The following is a 23,718-nucleotide window of genomic DNA, read 5'->3' on the forward strand; positions in this document are numbered from 1 at the left end:
TGCTCGATAGAACACTTCGAGCATGACGGAGTTCGGCTTTGTCATTCCCGAGTGCTTTTATCGGGGATCTAGTTATTGCATTGCCAAATAGGCGGCGCAGCAGATGCTCGATAAAACACTTCGAGCATGACGGAGTTGAGTCCTGTCATCCCGAGAGCTTTTATCGGGGATCTAGTTATGACGTTGCTAGGTAGACAGCACAACAGATGCTCGATAGAACACTTCGAGCATGCCAAAGTTGGGCTCTGTCATCCCCGAGTGCTTTTATCGGGGATCTAGTTATTACGTTGCTAGGTAGACAGCAGAGCAGATGCTCGATAAAACACTTCGAGCATGACGACGTTGGGCGCTGTCATCCCCGAATGCTTTTATCGGGGATCTAGTTATTACGTTTCTAAGTAGACAGCACAGCAGATGCTCGATAAAACACTTCGAGCATGACGGAGTTGGGCTTTGTCATCCCCGAATGCTTTTATCGGGGATCTAGTTATGACGTTGCTAGCTAGACAGCGCAGCAGATGCTCGATAGAACACTTCGAGCATGACGAGGTTGGGTTCTGTCATCTCCCTACCTCGCAAGCAGTCATCAAGAAGCAGCACTCATAATGGCAAGGTTCTTACCATTTTGTTTGCCTCTATCCGTGGCTTGTAGCGATGACGAAAGTGTCTTATCTACTGAATCACGTAGGTGAGATACGCCTATGCTGACAGTAAAGTTAACGTTAACGTTATCAAAGGCAAACTTATGTCTTTCGATAGCCTCACGAAGGTTTTCAGCCAAGCTAAATGCATGTTGCTGATCAACGGCATGATAAAGCACGCAGAATTCATCTCCGCCGGTTCTGGCCGTAGATAGTGTCGACGATGCAGGGAAGTGCTTTGTGATCACTCTCGACATCTCTAGTATCAACTGGTCGCCACAGGTATAACCGTATTGATAGTTGATCAGCTTCAAGTCATCCACATCAATCGTGAGCAGATACACATCACGGTGACCCTTGTAGCGACTGATCTTATTGCGCAGTGTAAACAAATTATCTTGGTTTGTTGTAGCATCACGCAGTGAAATTTGTTGCTGGAACAGTACGTTAGACAGAGAAGTCTCGATATACGTTTGTAGTAGCTTCATCAAACTTGAGAATGTCTGAAATCTACTTTCAATGAATATCACCCCAGTAAGCCCATTGTGCCCATGTAAAGGAATACGGTAATACTTGGCACTAAACTGAATTTTATTTGCCAGAGGATCGTTACTCGCTGAGCGTTGATATTTCACTTTACTTGCCAGTACGTCGAGAGCGTACTCTTTATCAATGAGGATTAATTGCTCCTGTCCATGGTAATCAATGGTGTAAAACGTGTGACTGTCATGATTGTACAGACAAAGCTGCACACGACGGCGTGTACAGAACCTTCCCAATAGATACTGAGTTTGTTTTTTGAACTCTAGCAAGCTCGTTGCTTTTGCTAAGTCGGAAAGTGCTATTTGTAACTGCTTATTCAGGTAATGAAAGACAGATACAAATAACAATAAGCTCAGTGCCACAAAGGCGATAAGCAGCATTGAGTAGCTGTGAGCAAACAGTTCAGATCGAGATATTGACGAAAAGTAAATCCAATTCATGCTGTTTTTGGCGTTGTAGGACGCAAGTTTTGCCTCGCCATGGAACAAGTAATTGATTGAACCATAGAGTTGATTGTTTGGCAGTACAGTATTTGGATTAAACGTATAGCTTGGTGTATCAGAAAAATAATAACTAACGGGTTGAGCTCTTTCATCTTGTGAGACCTCACCTGCCATGGAATACTTGTAAACCACCGCCATTTCCCCAATCCTATTTGGGTTAGCGTGGAGTATGACCCTGCCTGAAGTCCTATCAACAATAAACACATTACCACTGTTTAGAGTACGCAGGTCGATGAAAGACTGGCTTGCATACATTAGATCAAATTCAATAATGTACTGTGGGATTCCTGCTGGATTTTTCTCACGTAAACCGACAACCCAACGGCGATTCTGACTGCGATAAAGACTGGATATCTGATATCGATTGTCCATGAAACTGATATCGGTCCAGCTCGCTTCTGGCATATCAAACTCAGTGGCTTCGGTGTTGTACATGCTGGCATTAAAAATCGCAGTTTCAGATACGGATGTGTTTGTGCTTGGGTCATAGCGCAAAATATCATTGTAATTCTCTGTATTACGTATGACATCGACAGCGTTTAGGTTTGAAGCACTAGAATCTTCCAGTTCAGCAGAACGATTTAGAGATGAGAAAATATTGACGCTATTTTTAAGTTGCGCCTGGATCAGCTTAGAAGCCGTTCTTAGATTAGCTTGTGTCTGTTTCAATGCATCATCTTTAACACTGGCATAGTGTTGATAAGCAACGAAAATTAATAATGTACTGAGCACGACCACATAGGGTCGCATAAGCCGAATAATAGTTCTTGGTAAAGCCATACTGAGTTCGTTGTTTCTTATATTAGTTGAGCGTTGAACGCTATTCAGTTTCGCGGTTACTTTTTGTCCGCTTTGAAACGAAGGGCGATTGTATATGATTTTAATGTGTGATCAAGTTCTCATTAATCTACTGGCATAGAATGACAAAAATGGTATTTAAGCGCGTTTTTATATTCATGGTATTGATATAAGACAGGGGGAATACGGTAAACGGATTCTTTTGGTTACAAATAGTTGGGCTTAAGGCGGGATAATATTGTTTATGTTACGGGAATATTCTGAACGCTGAATAAAGTAGCCCCAGCAAAAGCTGGAGCTATAAGTATTAAACAGTGAGAGCTAGGCTTCTAAGGTTTCTTGCTTAACCGGCAGTATTTTTGCTGGCCCTTTAGCTTTCAAAATAACCAAAGATTGAGGTTTGAGTAACATATCTCTACTGATGGTGCCTTTGCCGGTTTCTGATTCACCGGTATCGCAGATCAATGTCCAACGATCGGTTCCACCGTCTGGCAACTTAAAGCGAGCAGGTGTTTGAGATTGGTTAATGTAGTACAGAAGTTCTGCACCATCTTTACCGATACCTAGCTTCAACGAAACCGCGTTTAGTTGGTTCCAGTCATCCATCTCCATCAAATTACCGTCTGGACGATGCCAGCTTACTCGGTTGTCGTTGCGGGTTTCTCCGCTAAACGCTTCAATGAACGGAATCATGTGCTCGCGACGCGCTTCTAGCATGTTCGCAAGCCACAACTTGAAGTTCTCTTCATGTTCTTCAAGTTCCCAATCTAACCAACTGGTTTCATTGTCTTGGCAATAGGCGTTGTTATTGCCTTTTTGGGTGTGTGATACCACATCGGCGGTAAGAATGTGAGGAATACTGAAAGAGAACAGCAGGCTACTCATAAAGTTACGTTTGCGTTTTATTCGCAACTCGATGATATCAGTACTTGGTGTTTCACCCTCTACCCCCAGGTTATCCGAGCGGTTGTCACCATGACCATCATGGTTGTGTTCTCCGTTCTCTTCGTTGTGCTTCATCTTATAAGACACTAAGTCTTGCATGGTGAAGCCATCGTGGTAGGTGATGTAGTTGATGGTCATCTTGTGTGGCCAACGGCTAGCGCTGTATAAATCACGTGAACCCATAATGCGAGTGGCAAATTCTTTTAAGAAACCCTGATCGCCTCTCCAGAAGCTTCGAGTAATGTCTCGAAACTTATCATTACACTCATTCCAACCATCAGGGAAGTTACCCACTTGATAACCATTTGGGCCGATATCCCACGGCTCGGCAATCAGTTTCGTTTCTTTAAGCACAGGGTCTTGTGCTACCGCCTTAAAGAAGGCCGCCTCACGATTAAAATTATCACCGTTGCGACCAAGCGTTGCTGCAAGATCAAAGCGGAAACCATCAATCTTAAACTCTTGTACCCAGTAACGAAGGGTATCCATTACTAAGGTCAGCGCTGGTTGGTAATTCAGGTCGACGGTATTGCCACAGCCCGTGAAGTTGGCGTAATGGCAGCCGTGCTTAAGGTAGTATTGGTTGTCTAGTAGTTTTAGGTTGAAGACTGGACCGCCATCACCGCCTTCAGCTGTGTGGTTGTAAACCACATCTAAAATGACCTCGATGCCATTCTTGTGTAGTTCGCGAATTGTCGTTTTTAGCTCTTGAACTGCATCTGTGTCAGCGTAGCGTGGATCAGGAGCCATAAATACATACGGGTTGTAACCCCAGTAGTTGACCTTTTCCATATCCAGTAGGTGTGGCTCATGCATACAAGCAGCAACAGGTAGCAATTGCAGACAGTTGATGTTTTGTTCTTTATAAAAAGAAAGCATCTCATCACTGACAAGGCCTAGGTATTTACCCCTGTGCTGAGACGGTACCTTCTTATTGAGTTTGGTCAGGCCTTTGGTGTGAGTTTCAAACAACACGATCTCAGAGCGAGCTAAACGAGGGGGCTCTACTTCTTGCCAATCAAATTCTGAGGAAGTGACCACAGACTTAGCCATTGACCAGCTCTTTTCATTAGAAAACGGTGTCTTGTAGTGAAGAGGTTCGCTCAAGGCTTTGGCGTATGGGTCTGACAGCAGGATCTTTTCGCCATTTGGGTCAATGACGATGAAGCCGTATTCTTGGCCCGCAATAACACCCTCTATATAGATGTGTTTAATGCCAGCGTAGTTTTCGGTGATTGGGTAGGCTTTGAACTCACCTTTGGAGTCGAAAAGCGCTAGAGAAATCTCTTTGCAGCTGGGTGCATGAATAGAGAAGTTACATCCACTTTTATCTAATTCAGCGCCTAGCGGATAGGGGCGCGATTTCTTACTACTCATTCGTTATTTTTGTCTTTTGTTTATTTTGTGAATGGTTTGAGGGTTAAGTTAAAAGGTTTGGCCAGTTAACGCAAGAGTGATTGTGCCATGAAGCCTGCTCTGAGCAGGTTTTAACTCAATATATTGAACAGCGTACACTATCTATAGGGTTGCTGAACTAGGCGTTTTTATTGGGCTGGTGGATAGGATGCTCTCTAATAAATGTGTCAAACGTACTTTCGCAAAGGCTAGTTGAGATCTGCATCACGAAATATACTATTTAACGAAATTAGCCTGAAAATAAACGGAACTTTTAAATAGAGACATAGATCTAACTCTGCACACAATCAACTGTGACCTTTATCTCTAGCAATTAGGGATCTCCTCCTTAATTTTGTGATCAACTAGACAAGTAGCTAGATCTACGCCCCCTCACCCCCTCCCTACTTCCCCCGCTATTTAGACAAGGGAGGAGGACTCCGACCTTTATCGTTACAACTATTATCTCTCCTGTCGAATAAGAACAGTTTTCACACTTACATTCTTGGTTGGCTGTATTAACGGAATGGACTGTTAAGCAATTAAGAATGTATTAGAAAAATAAAAAAAATCGTTTCGGGAGTTAACGAATAATGAGAAAGGTAAACCTACTAACAGCTGCAGTTACAGCAGCCCTACTATCTACTTCTGCTATGGCAGTAGAATTCAACGGTTACATGCGTGCTGGTACAGGTATCTCTGGCAACAGTGGTTCTGATGTATCAGTAAACAAAAACGGTATTGGTCGTCTAGGTAACGAGAACGACAACTACTCAGAGTTTGGTCTAGCTCAAGACCTTCAAACTGGTGACACTAACTGGCGTATCGAGTCAATGATTGCTTCTGGTGCTCCAGGTGCAAACGGCTGGGAAGATGCGGACTTCAACGTTGCTCAGTTTGCGGTTAAAGCAGATGGCATCTTTGATTTTGACAAGGGCGCGAAGCTTTGGGCTGGTAAGACTTACTACCAACGTAAAGACATCCACATCACTGACTTCTACTACCTAAACACATCAGGTACTGGTGGTGGTATTGAGAACCTATCTGTAGGTAATCAAAAGCTATCTCTAGCTCTAATTCAAGACGGCGAGAATGGCGATGATTCTTCTGGCTTTATTGCAGATGCACGTCTAGCTAACATCGGCCTATGGTCTGACGCTAACCTAGAAATCGCTCTAGCATACAACTTTGCTAATGAAAAAGATGGCGGTTCAGAAGAAGCTGATGACGGCTTGCTAGCTACCTTCATCCTTCAACAAGGCCTAAGCAACGGCTTTAACCAAACTGTATTCCAGTACGGTACTAACGGTTACGGTGTTCAAGCTGCAAACTTCTGGGGTTCAGGCTCTTACTACGCTCGTGGCACAGATGCATTCAATGATTCAACTGGTTACCGCTTGCTGAACTGGGGTGTAATCTCAATGGGAGACTCTTGGGAAATGGGTCACCAGGCTGCATACCTAGCTGGTCAAGACATTGGTGGTCAAGGTCCTGTTGGCAACTACACTGGTCAACAGTTTGATATTGACCAATACTCTGTAGTTGTTCGTCCTATGTACAAGTGGGATGACACAATGCGTACCGTATTCGAAGCGGGTTACAACGCTGGTGAGAAAATCGCAGACGGCGGTATGGCAACAGAAGACTTCGGTAACGCTAAATTCACAGTTGCTCAAGCTTGGGCAATGGGAAGCAGCTTCTGGGCTCGTCCTGAGATCCGCGTATACGGTTCTTACATCCTAGATACTGAAAATGATGATGCATTTGGCACTGGTAACGACACTGAGTACGTTGTTGGTATCCAAGCTGAAGCATGGTGGTAATCAAACCGTTCTAGTTTGAATTAGGTTTATCAAATAGCCGACACTCAGTCGGCTATTTTTTTAAGGGCTTTACTCGTCTGTATTTGCTATAAAAGGCAATTCGATTTCAAAGTCATTAAAAAAATAACAAAGGAAACATCCAATGAAATTACGAGCCTTAGTGTTAATTTGTTGTGTGGCTCTTGCTGGTTGTGCAACCCAAGATACTATTCATCAAGTGGGGCAATCAGACACTGCTGCCACTTCAGTAGCATCGCTAGTTAAATCACCTTTTGCTCTCGATACTCAAGCGCTGGTGACTATTGATCAAAATACTCAAGTATTGAGCAACGATGTCGTCGATAGCCCTATTGTTGCTTTTGAAATCCCTTCAAACCGTGGTGCATTGGATATTTCAGTAACCAGTAACATGACTTCGGACAAGAAGTTCTTTTCTCCTGAAATTATGATCGTTACTAACGACGGTGAAGTGATCGAGAAATACGATTCATCGGCATTTGAATATCGCCGTCCGCGTTTAGCGTGGGGTGATCGTCTAGTAGCCGAAATCAGATTCACACCGCCGGTTGATCAAAAGACGGTCACTATGCTGATCTATACGACTCCGGAAGAACTGGCCAAAACAACCGATCGCGTTGACCCGTACCGCGCTATGGTAGAAGGTCAGGGCGGTTACATGCCTGAGTTGAAAGACATTCCAACCCCACACTCTAAAACGGGAAAGTTGGTTGTTGAAGTAGCGGGTGCAAGTGCTGGAATTTTTGCAACAGATGAAGCAAAGAAAGATACTCAAAACCTAGATGCAACCGTGGAGAAGTCAACACAAGATTACTACCACAACGCCATTCGCAAGGCTGTCGAAGAAGACAACATGCCAAAAGCCCTTGCTCTACTAGATGAAGCAAAAGAGCTTAACGTAGAAGGTGCGCAGCAAGTGTACATTGATGCTCTAGAGGCTCGCCAAGCCAACTAAATTTTAACCCGAAATACTTTGTGTATTTGTCCTGTTAGCCAGAGAAGGTGGAAACCTTACTCTGGCTTTTTTTTGCATTCATGATTGAAACAATGCATACATTGACGCTCGATCGAGCGGCTCATCATTCCATCCAGTAGCTCGTTACTTCATTGAGTTGGAATCTTAGGTAGTTTGGGTTTGTGCCCGCTAAGATACTGGCGCTCCCCAGTATGACGTTTGTTTTTGAGGCGGCAGGTGAGGCTATTTAGCCAATGTCAGCGCTACAGACCCACTCCGTGATAACTGCATGTCAATCTCACCTTCACCATTACGCACCCCCATTTTGTAGAGTGGACCCTCGCTCAAATTATCTCGAAGACGATAGATCCCATCATCAAGCCTCCACTTAGTTATGAGTTCTCGCGGTATTGAGATGGAAATATTAAAGGTATTTTCATCGTCGAAATTTGCCGCCACAATTAAAAATTCAACGGATTTCGTGGCTGCAGTTGTGCGAGTAAACAAGTAGACACTGTCTCTGCCTTCGGTCAATGGGTCTTCATTGACTTGTTGTAGGCTGTCAAAATCTCCAACTAGAGATTTACACTGTAAAGTGAAGTTCATTAGTTTTGAGTAGAAATCTCGCAACGATTTCTCTTGTTCTGTGAGTTGCCCGCCGTCGAATTTGCCATTGTTCATCCATCTTTGATGATGGGGTACGCCAATGTAGTCGAAGATGGAGGTTCTTGAAGGCTTTCCAAACCCAGCATCCTCAGCGGCAGGTTCACCGACTTCTTGCCCAAAATAGAGCATTGTGGGCGCTGAGCTCATTAACGCGCTGACTACCATAGCGGGCTTTGCCAACTCTGCTTTGCCTGCAAACTGTGGTGATGCAATTCGCTGTTCGTCGTGGTTTTCCAGAAAGTGCAGCATGTGCTGTTCTATATCAAACAACTCTTTTTGCACACTATCGATTGAAGATGTCGATTGCTCCCCTCGCATTATCGCTCTGAGGGAGTCATAGAGGCCGACTTTGTCATAAAGATAATCCATTTTTCCCAGCTCGATATACTCGCGATAAAGGCTAGGTTGATAGATTTCTGCCAGTAAAAAAGCATCAGGAGATTGTCTTTTGATGCTGGAATTCATGAAGCTCCAAAATTCAACAGGCACCATCTCTGCCATATCGTAGCGGAAACCATCTACACCAAGCTCTAACCAATACAGTGCGATATCTCGAAACTTATGCCAGGAATCAGGTACTTGCTTGTCTTGCCAAAATTCGTAATGTTTCTGATAGCTTAGGCGTCGGTAGTGACCTGGAAGCTCTTCGAAATCCTTACTGCCGTCTGGGCGGATTCCATAATTGATTTTTACCGTTTCATACCAATCATCAAAACTTGGCTGAGCAGTGCGTGCGCCATTGCCCGTCCATCTTGCTGGATATTCACAAAACTCTGAGTGTGAAGTTAAGTGGGGTTTTCCCCCTAGAGGTTCAAACTCTGAGGGTATGTCAGGAATCACGAAGCTTTGCTTTGGAATGTAGTAGAAGTTGTTATCTGGAGCGTATTCAACGCTTGTATCATCATTTACCCCAAAGTCAGTGACGTTTTTTGGGTTATTTAACCCTCTATACTGGCGCGCTACATGATTGGGGACGATATCAATGATAACTTTTAGGTTATGTTTGTGGCACCGCTGAATAAGTTGCTTGAACTCAGATAAGCCTGCTTTGGGATCATCCGCTAGATCTGGGGTAACTGAGTAATAGTCTTTAACTGCGTAAGGCGAACCTGCTCGCCCCTTGACTACAAGTGGATGATCGATGTGAACATTGATATTCGTATCATCAGCAATAACGGCGTGATGTGGAATTCCTGTAAACCAAACGTGTGTCATGCCAAGTTTTCGAATTTCTGAAAGTGCTAAATCAGAAAAATCACCGAGTTTCCCCAGCCCATTTTCTTCCTTTGTTCCCCAAGGTACATGCCCTGTCTTTTTGTTGCCAAACAATCGAGTAAGTACTTGATAAATATTGAGCTTATTGTGTGCCATAGCTCTGAATCCGAAGTGAAAGATCTGCGTTATTAGACAATGAAGAATAGCGAGTATTGGTGGCTTTGTGATTACAAAGGTTGATTTAAGTATGGTTAAGACTGAGAAAGTGAGATCTTGAACTATAATTTAATCGTATCTTAGCTGCTAGGTAACATTTGTTAGTCTAATGATACCCGCGCTTGGTATGTCTAAATCATCACAATGATGCAATGACAGACCGAGCTTTTGTTGCACGGAGGTACTGTATGGATACAGTTACTGAGATCATTGCTACCGTCGGCTCGATATTAGCCTTCATGATTGTGTTTTTAGGCGCTGCGAAATGGTTTTCAAGTCGCACACAACGAGCAGAAAGACGGCGTCAATATGCTGAACAGCAAGCTCATTTAGCTGAAGCGGAGCGAGTAATAATTCATAAAGAAAAGGTCGCTCTTGCTGATAATGGACATTTGGCTAAGCAACTTGAATTGGCCCGAGAAAGTGAACAGGTACACCCTAAAGAGGCGGTATATTGGTTTGAAAAAGCCGCTTTGCAAGATAGCAGAGACGGCATTGAAGGCATCGTAAGGGTCTGTGAATCAACGTCTGAAGATGTTGTACCCCAAGATAAATATCGTTACTGGAGAAATGCTCTCGATGCGTTGAATGGTGATGAGCAGGCCGAGTATGAGCAGGGTATCGCTTTGTTCGAAGGGTTCGGCATTCGCAGTAATATGGATAAAGGGTTACAGCTTATTGAGCACGCAGCAAGCAGGCGCTGTGTTAGAGCGCAGATGTTTTTAGCTGATTGGTATAAATCGCCGGAAAACCCGTTAGCTGATGCAGAAAAAGCCAAGATGTGGAGAAGCATGTCTGAACACGTTGATTTCAACGAACACTCTAAATAGAGTGCGCTTGCTCAAATATAAGGTAGGTACTGTGAAGAGTTTTTTAGCTCTATTGCTGGTTAGCTTTGCAAGTTTATCTTTTGCCGCTGAAGAGGTGGCAACGGGCACCGAAGGCGCGAGCACTTCAACTGGAACCGCAACCTCTGCTGCATCAACGACGGGTGCCACTACCGGAGGGGTTGCTGCAGGGACCGCCGCCACAACTCTCGCCTCGGGCACGGTTGTAGGGGCCGTTGTGGCTGTGAGTGCTGTTGTTATTGTCGCTGGTGTAGCGATAGCCGATGCCGGAGATGATTCTCCTTCAACAACAGTTCAAAATCGGTAGCGCCTAAAAAATCATATGAACTACTTCCTGCCAGGAAGTGGTTTTTTTGTCTGTAATCTATTGTTAATGATGATTTTCTTTGGGATTTGCAAGGATGGCAAGATGACACAAAGGATATTACAGCCCTTTGTCCTATGCACACTACTCGTAGGGTGTTCGCAGAAATTTAAAGATGTGGGAGTGACAGTTGAGCAGTCGGTGTGGGGAGCGGAAGATGTCGTTGTTGCGAATGAGCGATTACAAAAACTGCCTTATGCCAGCCTTTATGCGCGTGTTAATCAAGGTCATCAGATCCATATGGTGCTGGCTTATGCTGATGCACTCTCTAGTCAATCCCCAGTTGAATTGAAGTGGGTAGCCCAAGATAGAAGCGTGATTGTCACTGAAGGTGGATTAATCACAAAGACGTTGGCCATGCCCATTGCTAACCTAGCGGAGTTGACTACTGAACAATACCCTTTCGGGTCAGAGACCCCTGTATCATGGCAAGCTACATATGATTGGCAACCCGGCTATCGCTATGGCTATCAAGCAACGATCAGTCGGAGTTTAGTAGGGCGTGAAACGGTTGATACCCCCCTGCAACAATTTGAAACCAGTCATTACATCGAGACAGTGTATTTCAACGTTCTTGATACAGGTTTTGAAAATCATTTCTGGGTAGATAGTGATGGGAGGGTGATTAAAACCATTCAACATATAGGCCCAGACATGAGCACTATCGAGCTCTTGTTAATCCGCGACTTTGGTTAATGGGCTGAAAGTGATCAATGATTAGCCCTCGTTTGATAGCGCCCATTTATGTTGCCTTCTTATCGATGCTCTGTATAGGGAAGGCCTTGGCTGCGCCGATAACCGTAGAGTTGCCCAATCAAGAGACAGCCCTTTATTACTCGAGGGCTGTGCGACTAAGCCAAGTACTGATAGATGCGCAAAGGATTGAGCCTAACAGGTTTGCGCTCGCGAATCACTTAGCTTTGTTAGATAAAAAATCGGAGATGACAACTGAGAAAAAGGAAGTTTTCAATCAGCTTGAACAGCGAGCCAGTAAGCCCAACAACGAGAGTTTAAATCAATCATCCCAAGCGATTTTAGAACAGCTTAAGACGTTTACTTATCTTAGAAGGCTACCGTACAGACTTGATGCTGACTGGGCTCGAAGCCAAATATCAACGGACCCTGTTTTAGCCTTTCAAAATGAAAACACCGAGCTTCGTTTTCGCCTATTACAATCAACCAGACCCACACAAATTCGATTGATGGGAGCGATAGATAAACCCAGCCTAGTGCCATTTGAGGCTCATTGGCAGCTTTCTGACTATCTAGATAATCATCATATAAACCTGCTATCTGGAGCTCAGAAAAGCCTCGCTTTTGTCATACAGCCAGATGGCGAGATGATACAACTACCTTATGGCTGGTGGAACGGGAAAGAGGTCTACTTTGCCCCAGGTGCGACTATTTTTATTGGTCTAAGGAGCCTTGCTTGGGAAAACGAGGAACTCAACCTGCAGATAGTCGAATTGCTCACTCATAAGGTGGGGCTATGAGGTTGCGATATGGTGTCGTTATTGGACTGACATTGTTGGGTTCTATAAGCCGTGAAAGCTTGGCCGATGATCTCTTTTATAGCGCGCAAGCAACCCCTTCTCAGTCTGATTTTGGTGGTGTTGGCCTAATGCAAATGCCCACAGGCAGAGTGGCCAGAGAGGGAGAGTTTAGCCTGAATGGCACTTGGAACAACGAATACCATTTTTACAGCATTAGCTTACAGGTGCTTCCGTGGCTTGAGACGACAGTGCGTTACACGTTAGTACAAGATTTGCTTTACAGCAGTGACCCTGAGTTTAGTGGCGATAACGAATTGGCGGACAAGGCGATTGATTTTAAGATTCGTTTACTGCAAGAGAGTCGTTATATTCCCGAATTCTCCATTGGCTTTAGAGATTTTGGTGGTACTGGTTTATTCGATGGGGAGTTTATCGCCGCCAGCAAGCGTTTTGGTCCTTTTGATGCAACGGTTGGAATGGCTTGGGGATATTTAGGGCAGAGTGGCAATATCTCTAATCCTATGTGCTCCGTGGCGGAACGATTTTGTGAAAGGCCGAATGACTATAGTGGCAATGGTGGCCAGTTTGATGTGGATCGTTGGTTTTCTGGGCCTGCTTCAATCTATGCAGGGTTAGAGTATCAGACCCCGTTTGAACCGCTCTCGTTTAAGGTTGAATACGATACCAATGATTACTCACAAGATGCGCCAGTAGTCAGAGGCACAGCCGATATGACTCAGCATATTCCTGTGAACTTTGGAATGGTTTATCGCGTAGATGATTGGGCTCAAATTCGAGTCAGTTATGAGCGGGGCGATACGCTGGCGTTAGGTGTAACCTTATCTACTAATTTTAATGATCTATACGCTACCTGGGTTGATAAGCGTCCGCCGCAACTAGCTCAACAAAGAGGCTCCTCTTCTGCTACCGATTATGAAAAGCTGTCCCAAGAGCTCTATGACGTAGCGGGTTATAAGGTGCACAGCATCAGGCAAGGCGAGCAACGAATACTCATTTCTGCAGAGCAAGAAAAATACCGAGATAGAGACATTGCTCGAAATAGGGCAGCGGTCATTACGCTCAACCATACGCCCTCTTCTGTAAATACGATCTCTATTGTTGAAACTAATAAAGCTCTGTCACTGACCGAGACGGACATTGATAGTCAGACTTTTGTGGCGGCACATAAACAACAGTATCTTGATGTTAACTATGATGATGCAGTCTCAGTTAGCAATATCGATGACGTTAATTCTAGCCCGCAGTATGAAGATTTCGATCGCTTCGACTACTCCTTCTCACCACAGCTGATTCAGTCATTTGGGTCTGCTGAGAGCTTCTATTTGTACAGTATTGGTGTTAATGCGGATGCCGGATATTGGCTTACCTCTAATCTGCAGATGAGTGGCTCGCTGTATCTCAACCTATTCGACAACTACGACAAGTTTAATTACATAGCCCCACCGGATGGCACGGATGTGCCTAGGGTGCGAACCCTATTTAGAGCATACGTGGATGAGAATCGTCTACGCATGAAAAACTTGCAGCTCACTTGGTTTGAAGATTTTGGGTCTAACTGGTACACGCAATTGTATGGCGGGTATTTGGAAATGATGTTTGCAGGAGTCGGCGGAGAGGTCTTATACCGCCCCTTGAACAGCAGTTGGGCGTTTGGTGTTGATGTTAATCTCATTTCCCAACGCGACCCTGAATCATGGTTCGGGGTCTTTGATAGTTCCACTCAATATAGTGAGGTAGATCAGCGCTACTACAACGTTATCGACCAAGGTACTACAGGGTTTGTGACTGCTTACTATGCCCCTAAGTGGTCTTTACTAGACGATACCTTGTTTAAGGTCGGCGTTGGTGAGTTTCTAGCCGGTGACTACGGTGCGCGCTTTGATTTCTCCAAGCAATTTGACTCAGGTGTAATTGCGGGAGTCTTTGCTAGTGTGTCTGACTTAACACCCGAAGAGTATGGTGAGGGGAGCTTTACCAAGGGTTTTTATGTATCGATTCCTTTTGATGTAATGACAGTGAGACCAAGCCAGAATAGAGCCAATTTTAATTGGCAACCCATCACTCGAGATGGCGGACAAATGCTGATGCGAAAATACGAACTCTTTGAAGTGACAGATGCAAGAAGCCCTTGGTATCAAAGGCCTCCTTCAGTTCGTTAGAGTGTTGGGAGTAAACATTAGGCCACTGAAGCCTTATTGCGATAACTGGATGCAATTAACAAAGAGAGTGCAAGAGGGCGAGGCAACACGGTGCGCATGGTAATAGCCCTAGATTAGGGCAACGCATTGTAGGGCAGTAAAAAGTGACGCCTCTATTGAAGAGGCGTCATTGGGCTGTGGTTTACCCGGCTGTGCCGCCAGTACCGCCTGTCGGTGGTGGGTTTTCCTCACCGGGAGGAGGAATTACCGCTGGTGGTTCTTCTGGAAGCTCTTGACCATCTTGAAGAGTGTCATCCGGTAGCGGCTCTTCTGGATCAGGTTCTCGAGCAACAACTTCATCAAATGCACTGTCAACTTTCAAATCTTCCGACACGTCAATATAGGTTGGCGCACCAGTATCTTGATTTACAGGGAAGTTAGGATCAGCCGCCAATGAAGTAGCAACAGTTTTGGTGACGTTTGTTAATTCGTCAGTTGATCTATCTGGCTGAGCCACTAATGCATCAGACAACACTATTGTTGAGGCTTGAACTTTTGCGGCTACATCGTCGCTCATTGAAGCTAAAGCAGCATCAGGATCGCTTAGAAGTTGGCGTTTTTGAGCATCAGTAAGATCTGCGCCATCAGGCAAAGAGTCTTCAAAGACTTCATCGATAATGTCATCAATGATGACATCTTCTCCCGCCGCTTCTAGTTCTTCTATACGCTTATTAATCAGCGTCGTGTAAGGCGTAGCAGCTATTACTGTGTTTGCTTCATACAGTTCAAGTGGAACTATGTATTGAACATCGCTCATATCTTTACTGTTAGTTTCATCAATGGCACCTTGAGTTGGTCCAAAGCTGACCACACATTGATCTGGGTTTTCAGTAAATTCAGGGAAGTTGCCTAGACCAATCTCTAAGAAGCCACCGCCCCCAGTTGTACCCATTAACATGTCGCCATCGCCACAGTCGTAGAAAGCTTCAATGCCTCGAACACCGCCATCATATGCTTGAACAGTAACGTTGGCCGGGGTTACATAATTATCATTGTCACTGCCACATGCCGCTAAAAGGGCACCACTAACAGCTAATGCGATTATTTTATATTTCACGATAATCCTCCTGAGTGAAATAAGTGCTTTCCATCCATACTGGAGAGCAAATTAAATTCAGTTCGTATTGCGTTTAGCGCCAGTGGTAGGCCGCTGAGATGCCGAAATAGTTGATGTCTGGACCACCGATATCGTTATACCAAGTGTAGTCCAGGGCTCCAGACCAGTTTTTGTGGAACTCATATTGAAGACCTACACCAAGATGAGGGGTCCAACCGCTATCATCTTCATATACACCAGAACCATTGGCGCTCCAGTCATACCACTGTGTACCGACTTTGCCGTAGATGGCGAGGCGATCGACAATATCGTATGAAAGTTTCGCAGAAAGGTTGATGGTTTTAGCATCGTAGCTACCCGAAACATCTTTGAGATCAGCTTCTCCAAGGTCTTGATAACCAAGTTCGAAAGCAAGCCAGGGTAGTGTTTGCATGCCTACAAATACACCCCAAGAAAAATCTGGGTCGTCAACGCGAGTGACGTCTGTTACGCCGGAACCCAGGCTCCCCCAGCTAGTTGTACCTAGGTTGATACCACCATAATAATGATGTTGATGACTTTTGGTTTCTTCGGCTATTGACGCCGAGGACACCGCAAGCAAAAGTGAGACAGCTAAGCTGATTTTTTTCATTGGCTGAAATCCCTATCAGTAAAAATCAATTCTTGAACACCAAATAGGCATCAAGACCACACTACAATTTATATTAACTTATTGTTTAATAGTAAAGTTTCACTGAATTGAACTATTTGTGATCCTTGTGAGTGAATTGTGACTATTTGTGGGTGGCGTCACATTTGTGGCTTTATTGTTAGCATGTTGTTGCAGAGATAAGCGCTGTTCTAAAGGTGGTTTCTAGTGAATTGCGCAAGAATCGGGTTGAGTATCGGTGCGTTAACTATCACACTGATTTAACTTTATTGATTAAATACTCTAGGTTCTCTATTTTGACTCTATCGAGCATGCTACGCCTGATCTGTCTAGCTGCAATCTGGGGAGGTTCATTTCTCTTCATGCGCATTTCCGCCAATGCACTAGGTCCTGCTTATCTTATTGAAGCAAGAGTACTATTTGCCGCGATGAGCTTGCTGGTTGTAGCTTGGTACATGAAGAAGAAACTGGATTTCTCTGCACACACTAAGCACTTCTTTATCATTGGTTTGTTCAATACGGCGTTGCCTTTTTTGTTATTCGCTTATGCTGCGCAAACCTTACCCGCATCTATTTTATCGATATTGAACTCAACCGCCGCCATTTGGGGAGCTGCAATCGCTATTGCTTGGTCAAGAAGCCTGCCAACGCTAAGGGTTATCATTGGTCTGATTTCTGGTGTTATAGGGGTAACTATTTTGGTTGGGCTGGATAATGCTCTTCTACCTGCGGGTTCAGGTGAAGCGATGATTGCAGGTGTTATGGCCGCTTGTTGTTATGGTATCGCCAGTAACTATGCCAAACATGCACCCAAGATTTCCTCGTTTGACAATGCGCATGGGAGCATGTGGGCAGCGTGCTTGATTGTGCTTCCTTTGTTGCCCTTTATGCCAATTAGAGAAATGCCTGATGTACAGATTTCGATATCGGTGATTTTGTTAGGCGTTGTATGCACAGGGCTAGCCTATCTTCTCTATTTTAGGCTTATTGAAGATCTTGGGCCACCATCGGCATTATCTGTGACCTTTTTAATCCCTCTGTTTGGCATTTTATGGGGCTATTTATTTCTTGATGAACAAGTGGGATGGAACACCGCTTTAGGTGCTCTGTTTGTCATTGGCGGAACTATGCTAGTAACAGGGTTTTCTATAAAGAAAATGCTCGCATCAAATCGAAAGGTGAAACATGAATACTAGTCAGCAGCGTCACTACGATACTGTCGAGAAAGCGATAGTGTTTATTAGGGATCATCTGAATCGTCAGCCAAATCTAGCCGAAGTAGCAGAACATGTTCATTTGAGTGAGTATCACTTACAACGTGTTTTCACTGAATGGGCAGGTATTTCTCCAAAGCGCTTTATGCAGTCGCTGACCAAAGAGCGTGCGCTTGAGGTGTTAAAGAGCTCCTCGACCCTTATTGATGCAGCCAACAATGTGGGTTTGTCAGGGACGGGACGATTGCATGACCTAATCGTGTCTTGCGAGGCGATGACGCCTGGCGAAGTGAAAAGCTTAGGTGCGCAGTTAATTATCTCTTTTGGTGAAGCATATACACCGTTTGGAACTGCAGTGATTGGTTGGACTGAACGAGGTGTATGCTTTCTACAGTTTGCAGACAGCGATGCTTTTGAGACGGTAGCGATACTGAAGGAGCAATGGCCATTGGCGACATTTAAGCAAGCGGACGCGCAAGGTATCGCGAATAGTATCTTTTCTGGATCCGGCAATAAGGTGCACCTTATTGTTAAAGGAACTAATTTCCAGATTAAGGTGTGGGAAGCGCTGATGAAGAGCCACTCTGGAGAACTGTTCTCTTATTCTCAGATAGCTGAGCGTATCGGTTCGCCCAAGGCTTCACGTGCCGTCGGCAGTGCTGTAGCGTCTAATACCATCGGTTTTCTAATACCTTGTCATCGCGTTATTCGCGGTGATGGCGATGTCGGGCAATTCCGCTGGGGGAGTGACCGTAAGGTGGCGATACAGGGTTGGGAAGCGGCTCAACTGGGTTAACTGTGCTCGTTATTCCGATATGAAAAAGCCCGAGCATCTTGCGATGCTCGGGCTTTCTAACGCTGAGTACCTAGCCTTAGAAGATTAGGTGCGCCACACCTGCGATAACTGGCAGGGTGATCAAGGTTCTTAGAATGAAGATGATGAACAGTTCACCGATATTTACTGGAATCTTACTACCAAGTAGTAGAGCCCCCACTTCTGACATGTAGATAAGCTGTGTTACCGACATCGCTGCAATAACGAAGCGCGTTAGTTCGCTATCGATAGAAGCAGCCAGAATAGATGGAATGAACATATCAGCAAAACCAACGACGATAGTTTGAGATGCCGCTACTGCTTCAGGGATAGCAAGAAGCTCAAGATAAGGGACAAATGGTTTACCCATAATCGCAAATACGGAGGTGTATTCAGCGATAACCAATGCGATTGTACCTAGGCCCATAACCACAGGTAGCACACCAAAAACCATATCTACTGCGTTTTTAACGCCTTCTTTAGCCACTGCGCCAACTGAAGTAACCTGACCTGCTTTTCGTAGTGCCAAGTCCATGCCCCAAGAGAAGGTCGAATGGCCTGCAGGAATTGCATTCGCATCATGGTTTGGTTTAGAGCCATCAATGAATACATCTTTCTTACGGCTTAATGGAGGCAGACGAGGAACAATCACAGCCGCTACAAAGCCCGCTAAGCAGATAGCGCCATAGAAAGGTAGGAATAGGTGCTCTAGTTCAACTTGAGCGATAACAACCAAGCTGAAGGTAATAGATACAGCCGAGAATGTCGTACCAACAACAGCGGCTTCACGCTGGGTGTAAAACTTGCTTTCGTATTGCTTGCTGGTCATTAAGATACCAACACTACCATCACCTAACCAAGATGCCATACAGTCGATAGCAGAACGTCCTGGAAGGTTAAATAGCGGACGCATGATCTTGCTTAATAGGGTGCCAAATAGTTCTAGCAAGCCAAAATTAAGTAGGAAAGGAAGAAGCAAGCCTGCAAAAATGAATACAGAGAACAACGTTGGCAACAATCCGTCAAGAACCAGTCCGCCCGTGTTTTCTTCCCAGATGGCTTCTGGGCCAACTTGAAAATAGGTTAGCGCGACAGCAAGACCACCGATAATACGCACGGTAAGCCAAAGTGGAGAAGGCTTGAACAATCCATGTAAAAAGTCGTTATCTGCGATAAAGCGTGGCGTTTTGATAGCGCACAATAGTGACGCTAGTGCCATACCCGAAATGATCAACGTGATAATGCCAATCAAGCTACCATCTAACGCGCCTTGAAGGGTTTTGGCTAATACAGCAACAGGAATCGTTAGGTTACCGTCATAGCTGATTGGAGCCATGAATAAGAACAACCCGATGATAGAAGGGATGAAGAACATCCAGAAATTGCCTTTTACAGGCTGCTCTGCATCGTTCGATGCTGGTTTGTTTGTTGTGTTAGTTTGCATTTTTAACTCGTGCTTAACGTCTAAATAAGGACACTAGAATTGTTATGTTAGATAGTTCATTTGTGAATCTATCAAATTGCGCGCAAGGATAAGCATCTTCGTGTTTGATAGCAATACTATTCATTAAAAATGTCTAATTATTCAGGGTGAGATTCTGAAATTTATGATCTCCACCATGTTTTGTAACGAAAAAGTGTGCCTTGTTGGTGTTTTGTTGCGGTTACAAGAAGTGTTCCATTTGTTCAGAAAACTGCACCCAGTCATGTTTGCGCTCTTCGTAGACGGAAAAACTGGGTGGTGGAAAGTCTTGTACGTCGAAAACGCCCATGGGGATGATGGCATACTCCCTTGCTGCTGATAATGAAAGCAACATGGTTGTGCCACATGCAGGGCAAAAGCTGTGATTGACGGAGTTATTGCTGTCGGCAATTCGAGTGAATTGATTGAGGTCTCCATTAATGGTGACTTGTTCCAAAAGAAAACGAACTTGGACACCGAAAACACTTCCTGTGCGCTTCTGACAAGAGACACAATGGCATAAAGCTGAACGGATAGGAGCGCCTCTAGCGATGATCTCAACCTGACCACAGCTACACGATGCCGTACGAACTTTCTGCATTTTTGTTCCCTCCATGAAGCTGACAATACTAGGGTCTGTTGACCTTTTGCGATTAAATTTTGCTCGACTAGAAACCATTTAATCAAGGCGAGGGGCTTGCCGCCTAGTCATCTAAGCAAAAGACGCTCAACGACGAGTAAATGGTTTCTAGCCGAGCCTTTCTTGCCGAGCCCTTCGGGTAGCGTTTGTTGGGCATTTCTACGGCGTTAGTCCCTTTTCATGTGGAACCACCACACCTAAAAGTGACTGCCTTGTTTAAATACCCAACAAATCGCTACAAAAATAAACTCAAAAGATCAACAGACCCTAATCATAGCAATGAAACTTGGCCCAGCTAGGCCAAGAAATCAGGAAAATGTGACAATAAACAGCTGGCCTATAAAGATAGCAGGGTGAGATCTTCTACTTTGCTTGTGCGAGATCTCTTACAAAGTCGTAGGAGAATAGGATTATCTCAACCAGAAAATAACGGTCGATTTCACTTAAGGTATTGAATTTATTGCGATTGGTATTTATCTGAACAATTTTAGTGTTGAATGAAAGTCTCACATCTATTGTTAGTGAGGCCAAAAACAACGAAACTTAAGTTGTCAGCAGGAAGCAGGCATTATGGAATCTTCAGGATGGAGAGCAACGACTAGGATTGTCGTTGAAAAAGGATGTAGGACATTGTACGGATACAGAAGTTACTAGGATGGTAGCTTGCAACGGAAAGCAATGGACCCCTCTAGGACAGAGGAAAGGAACAAACATCAGGACGATGTAAAGGACACCGCTCAAGGAACAAGTGAGTGATACCAGTAAGGATATTGGTCAGCCAGGATAAGGCATTGGACACCGCTAGGAAGGCGAGAAAGGATTAAGCTTAGGATAAGCACACTATCATGGATTAGATGCATGGAGCACTTTTAGTAGCCGGACTGCTGCGAGTAAGACTATAACCCCGATGGGCGCAAGCCCTCGGGGTTTTTCTTTGTCTGGAATTTGTTAAACCTTATGCCTACTTACTAATACTTCTGACTCAAAACGTATCATCATTGAATTAAAACGCACCTCCATTGAACCAAAACGTCCCATCACTGACTCAAAACAGTCATCCCCGAGTGCCCCTATCGGGGATCTAAGTAGCTCAGCATTAGAAGAGGTCTCCGACTGGTACGCCAGCCCGGTGGTACGCCAGCCCGGTGGTACGCCAGCCCGGAAAAGACCTCGGAAACGACGGTGTAAATGGAGTGCAATGCTTCACTATATTAATAATCTCTGACTCAAAACGTATTATCATCGAACCAAAACGTACCGTCATTGAACCAAAACGTCCCATCACTGAATCAAAACAGTCATCCCCGAGTGCCCCTATCGGGGATCTAAATAGCTCTATAGTTGAAGAGGTCTCCGACTGGTGCGCCAGCCCGGAAAAGACTTCGGAGACGACGGTGTAGATTTGGAGACGACGGTGTATTATTGCTACGAATTCTCAGTCTTGAAAATATGCACATCTCTTTGAGGGAACGGGATAGTAATGCCGTTCGCATCAAACTGGCGTTTAATCTCTTCGGTTACGTCCCAGTACACATCCCAGTAGTCGTCGGTTCTTACCCAAGGGCGGACAATTAGGTCAACGGATGACTCGTTTAGCGTGTGTACACGTACATTCATTTCAGGATTTTTAAGTACTCTATCGTGGTTTTCTAGAACCTTGATCGCAATTTCTTTCGCAAAATCAAAATCATCGGAATACGCAATACCAAACACCATATCGACACGGCGGACACGCTCTGAGGTCATATTGTTGATGACGTCACCCCAAATCTTATTGTTTGGAATCACTAGGGTTTGGTTATCTAGGGTACGGATTGTAGTTGATACCAAGCTCATATGACTGACGTTGCCTTGAATGCCAGCAACCTGAACTAAGTCCTTCACGTCAAATGGGCGGTAGATAAGGATCATGAGCCCTGAAGCAAAGTTAGAAAGAGTGTCTTGCAATGCAAAGCCAATGATGACACCAGCAACACCAAAACCGGTGAGCAGTGGACCAAGGTTGATGCCTACCTGGGATAAAGCGATTAACAAGCCAATGAAGGTGACGGCTTTAGCAACGATGGAGATAAAAAAGTCCTGCATCAACACACTAAAGTCCATTTTTGAGTGTGATACGCTTTTCTTTACTAGGTTTGCCACCAACCTAGACAAAATGCGAGTGACCCAGAGTATCGCCAAGAACACCAGTAGCTTAACAAGCAGTGACGGCGAGTTATCTAGCGCCCAGTCTTTAAATGAGTCAAGCCATTCACTGAGTAAACCAAATGCTACATTCACATCTAGCACGTCTGCATTGATGTCACCTGTCATGGCAAATAAGGTTTGCTTATACTCGGTCACATCCAACCCAAACCCAGACATAAGAGTTACTGTGTTGTTCATGCTTGAGAGTAAGAAACGTTGCAGCTGCTCAAGGGCAAAAATTTGTTTTTCTAGATCCGCTTTATCCGCCTCAATGGTGTAGTTCATCCGCTCATCGAGTGCCTTTTTGCGACTATCTAGATAAATAACGATGTCGTATAGCACCTCACTACGTTCTTGAAGATCTTGCTTGAAGAGGGTTTCATCCAACTCTATTCCTAGAGTTTTAGCCCAACTAAAGGTCGTCGCGAGCTCGGTGTAATAGATATCAACACTACTGATCCTTTGCTGAGTTAAAAACTGGTATTCCGCCTTTTCAGTAGCATCCGCGTCTCGAGTGCGACTAAACAGAGTTTCCGCTTGTTTATCCGCATGAACAATCAGCGCTTGGAGCATGCTTGCTTGAGCTGGGACAAGAGTCTTTAACTCTTTTGAGTCGGGAGACTGCGCGATTAGGTTTGAAATGCTATCCCTAAGCACAGCGTTCTTGCGACGCAATACGTCTTCAAGAAAAAGGGCTTGCTCTCCCTTTGCTGCCTCAATCTTTTCTAACTGAGCAGTAAACTGTTGTTGTTGTTTTAACAAATGGCTGGTATCAGCTGCTATGGCAATGCTTGCAAAGATATTGCACAGAAAAATGAGCAGTAGTAATCCTTTACGCATGATGAGATCTCTTTGGAATTGTTATAAAAAATATGAGGTTACAGATGAGCTACCCTAGCTGGGAGTATAGTTAAACTTTGATCTGTTCGCTGAGCAATAACAGCGAATTTCACTGATTTCTTGATTGTTATCCAATCTAAACTAGCATTTATTAACATAAATATAACAAGAATGTATCGTAGGGTTGCAAAGACAACCTAACGCGAGTGTGAA

General features: G+C 44.6%; 17 protein-coding genes. 9 read left to right on the plus strand and 8 right to left on the minus strand.

Going from position 1 to position 23,718, the window contains the following annotated elements:
- Positions 1-586: 586 nt before the first annotated feature.
- Entirely contained in the window at positions 587-2,356 is a 1,770-nt protein-coding gene (locus D5I41_RS03880) for a sensor domain-containing diguanylate cyclase (RefSeq protein ID WP_235868851.1), read from the minus strand.
- 450 nt (positions 2,357-2,806) lie between these two features.
- Positions 2,807-4,807, minus strand: a complete 2,001-nt coding sequence (gene glgX, locus D5I41_RS03885; RefSeq protein WP_119008594.1) for a glycogen debranching protein GlgX — start codon at positions 4,805-4,807, stop codon at positions 2,807-2,809.
- A 611-nt stretch (positions 4,808-5,418) separates the two neighbouring features.
- Between glgX and lamB the strand changes: the two genes are divergently transcribed.
- Together lamB and D5I41_RS03895 are read left to right on the plus strand one after the other, a co-directional pair.
- Positions 5,419-6,648: a maltoporin LamB gene (gene lamB / locus D5I41_RS03890; RefSeq protein WP_119008595.1), complete on the plus strand. Its 1,230-nt coding sequence runs from the start codon at positions 5,419-5,421 to the stop codon at positions 6,646-6,648.
- A 142-nt stretch (positions 6,649-6,790) separates the two neighbouring features.
- The gene (locus D5I41_RS03895) at positions 6,791-7,621 is read left to right on the plus strand and encodes a MalM family protein (protein ID WP_119008596.1); all 831 of its coding nucleotides are present in this window, start codon (positions 6,791-6,793) and stop codon (positions 7,619-7,621) included.
- Positions 7,622-7,864: 243 nt separating this feature from the next.
- On the opposite strand, the gene D5I41_RS03900 is transcribed toward D5I41_RS03895, so the two are convergent.
- Entirely contained in the window at positions 7,865-9,658 is a 1,794-nt protein-coding gene (locus tag D5I41_RS03900) for an alpha-amylase family protein (RefSeq protein WP_119008597.1), read from the minus strand.
- A gap of 248 nt (positions 9,659-9,906) precedes the next feature.
- Between D5I41_RS03900 and D5I41_RS03905 the strand changes: the two genes are divergently transcribed.
- From D5I41_RS03905 to D5I41_RS03925, 5 genes are all read left to right on the plus strand, one after another.
- Entirely contained in the window at positions 9,907-10,548 is a 642-nt protein-coding gene (locus tag D5I41_RS03905) for a tetratricopeptide repeat protein (RefSeq protein WP_119008598.1), read from the plus strand.
- 31 nt (positions 10,549-10,579) lie between these two features.
- A complete protein-coding gene (locus D5I41_RS03910) occupies positions 10,580-10,873 on the plus strand; it encodes a hypothetical protein (protein WP_119008599.1) in 294 nt (97 codons plus the stop codon).
- 102 nt (positions 10,874-10,975) lie between these two features.
- Positions 10,976-11,626 (plus strand): YjbF family lipoprotein, encoded by a 651-nt coding sequence (locus tag D5I41_RS03915; RefSeq protein ID WP_119008600.1) that lies wholly within the window; start codon positions 10,976-10,978, stop codon positions 11,624-11,626.
- Between the two features lie 17 nt (positions 11,627-11,643).
- Positions 11,644-12,423 (plus strand): capsule biosynthesis GfcC family protein, encoded by a 780-nt coding sequence (locus D5I41_RS03920; protein WP_119008601.1) that lies wholly within the window; start codon positions 11,644-11,646, stop codon positions 12,421-12,423.
- Complete coding sequence (locus D5I41_RS03925) at positions 12,420-14,603, plus strand: YjbH domain-containing protein (RefSeq protein WP_119008602.1); 2,184 nt, start codon at positions 12,420-12,422, stop codon at positions 14,601-14,603. Before D5I41_RS03920 ends, D5I41_RS03925 begins: the two co-directional genes overlap by 4 nt.
- Positions 14,604-14,784: 181 nt before the next feature.
- Here D5I41_RS03925 and D5I41_RS03930 read toward each other — a convergent pair whose 3' ends face one another.
- Together D5I41_RS03930 and D5I41_RS03935 are read right to left on the minus strand one after the other, a co-directional pair.
- Positions 14,785-15,699, minus strand: coding sequence for a hypothetical protein (locus D5I41_RS03930; RefSeq protein ID WP_119008603.1), 915 nt, complete (start codon positions 15,697-15,699; stop codon positions 14,785-14,787).
- A gap of 73 nt (positions 15,700-15,772) precedes the next feature.
- Positions 15,773-16,330, minus strand: coding sequence for an outer membrane beta-barrel protein (locus D5I41_RS03935; RefSeq protein WP_119008604.1), 558 nt, complete (start codon positions 16,328-16,330; stop codon positions 15,773-15,775).
- A gap of 329 nt (positions 16,331-16,659) precedes the next feature.
- On the opposite strand from D5I41_RS03935, the gene D5I41_RS03940 reads away from it, so the two are divergent.
- Together D5I41_RS03940 and D5I41_RS03945 are read left to right on the plus strand one after the other, a co-directional pair.
- Positions 16,660-17,544 carry a DMT family transporter gene (locus tag D5I41_RS03940; protein WP_119008605.1) on the plus strand — a complete coding sequence of 295 codons (885 nt, stop codon included), beginning with the start codon at positions 16,660-16,662 and terminating at the stop codon, positions 17,542-17,544.
- Positions 17,534-18,358 (plus strand): methylated-DNA--[protein]-cysteine S-methyltransferase, encoded by an 825-nt coding sequence (locus tag D5I41_RS03945; protein WP_119008606.1) that lies wholly within the window; start codon positions 17,534-17,536, stop codon positions 18,356-18,358. The genes D5I41_RS03940 and D5I41_RS03945 overlap by 11 nt, the downstream gene beginning before the upstream one ends.
- Positions 18,359-18,434: 76 nt before the next feature.
- Here D5I41_RS03945 and D5I41_RS03950 read toward each other — a convergent pair whose 3' ends face one another.
- The 3 genes from D5I41_RS03950 to D5I41_RS03970 all read right to left on the minus strand — a co-directional run bounded on the left by D5I41_RS03950 (position 18,435) and on the right by D5I41_RS03970 (position 23,505).
- Complete coding sequence (locus D5I41_RS03950) at positions 18,435-19,820, minus strand: YjiH family protein (protein ID WP_119008607.1); 1,386 nt, start codon at positions 19,818-19,820, stop codon at positions 18,435-18,437.
- Positions 19,821-20,040: 220 nt separating this feature from the next.
- Positions 20,041-20,439, minus strand: coding sequence for a GFA family protein (locus tag D5I41_RS03955; RefSeq protein ID WP_119008608.1), 399 nt, complete (start codon positions 20,437-20,439; stop codon positions 20,041-20,043).
- Positions 20,440-21,903: 1,464 nt separating this feature from the next.
- Positions 21,904-23,505: a mechanosensitive ion channel family protein gene (locus tag D5I41_RS03970; protein WP_119008609.1), complete on the minus strand. Its 1,602-nt coding sequence runs from the start codon at positions 23,503-23,505 to the stop codon at positions 21,904-21,906.
- Positions 23,506-23,718 lie beyond the last annotated feature (213 nt).

The organism is Vibrio superstes, assembly GCF_003569005.1.
GTDB classification, from domain to species: domain Bacteria; phylum Pseudomonadota; class Gammaproteobacteria; order Enterobacterales; family Vibrionaceae; genus Vibrio; species Vibrio superstes.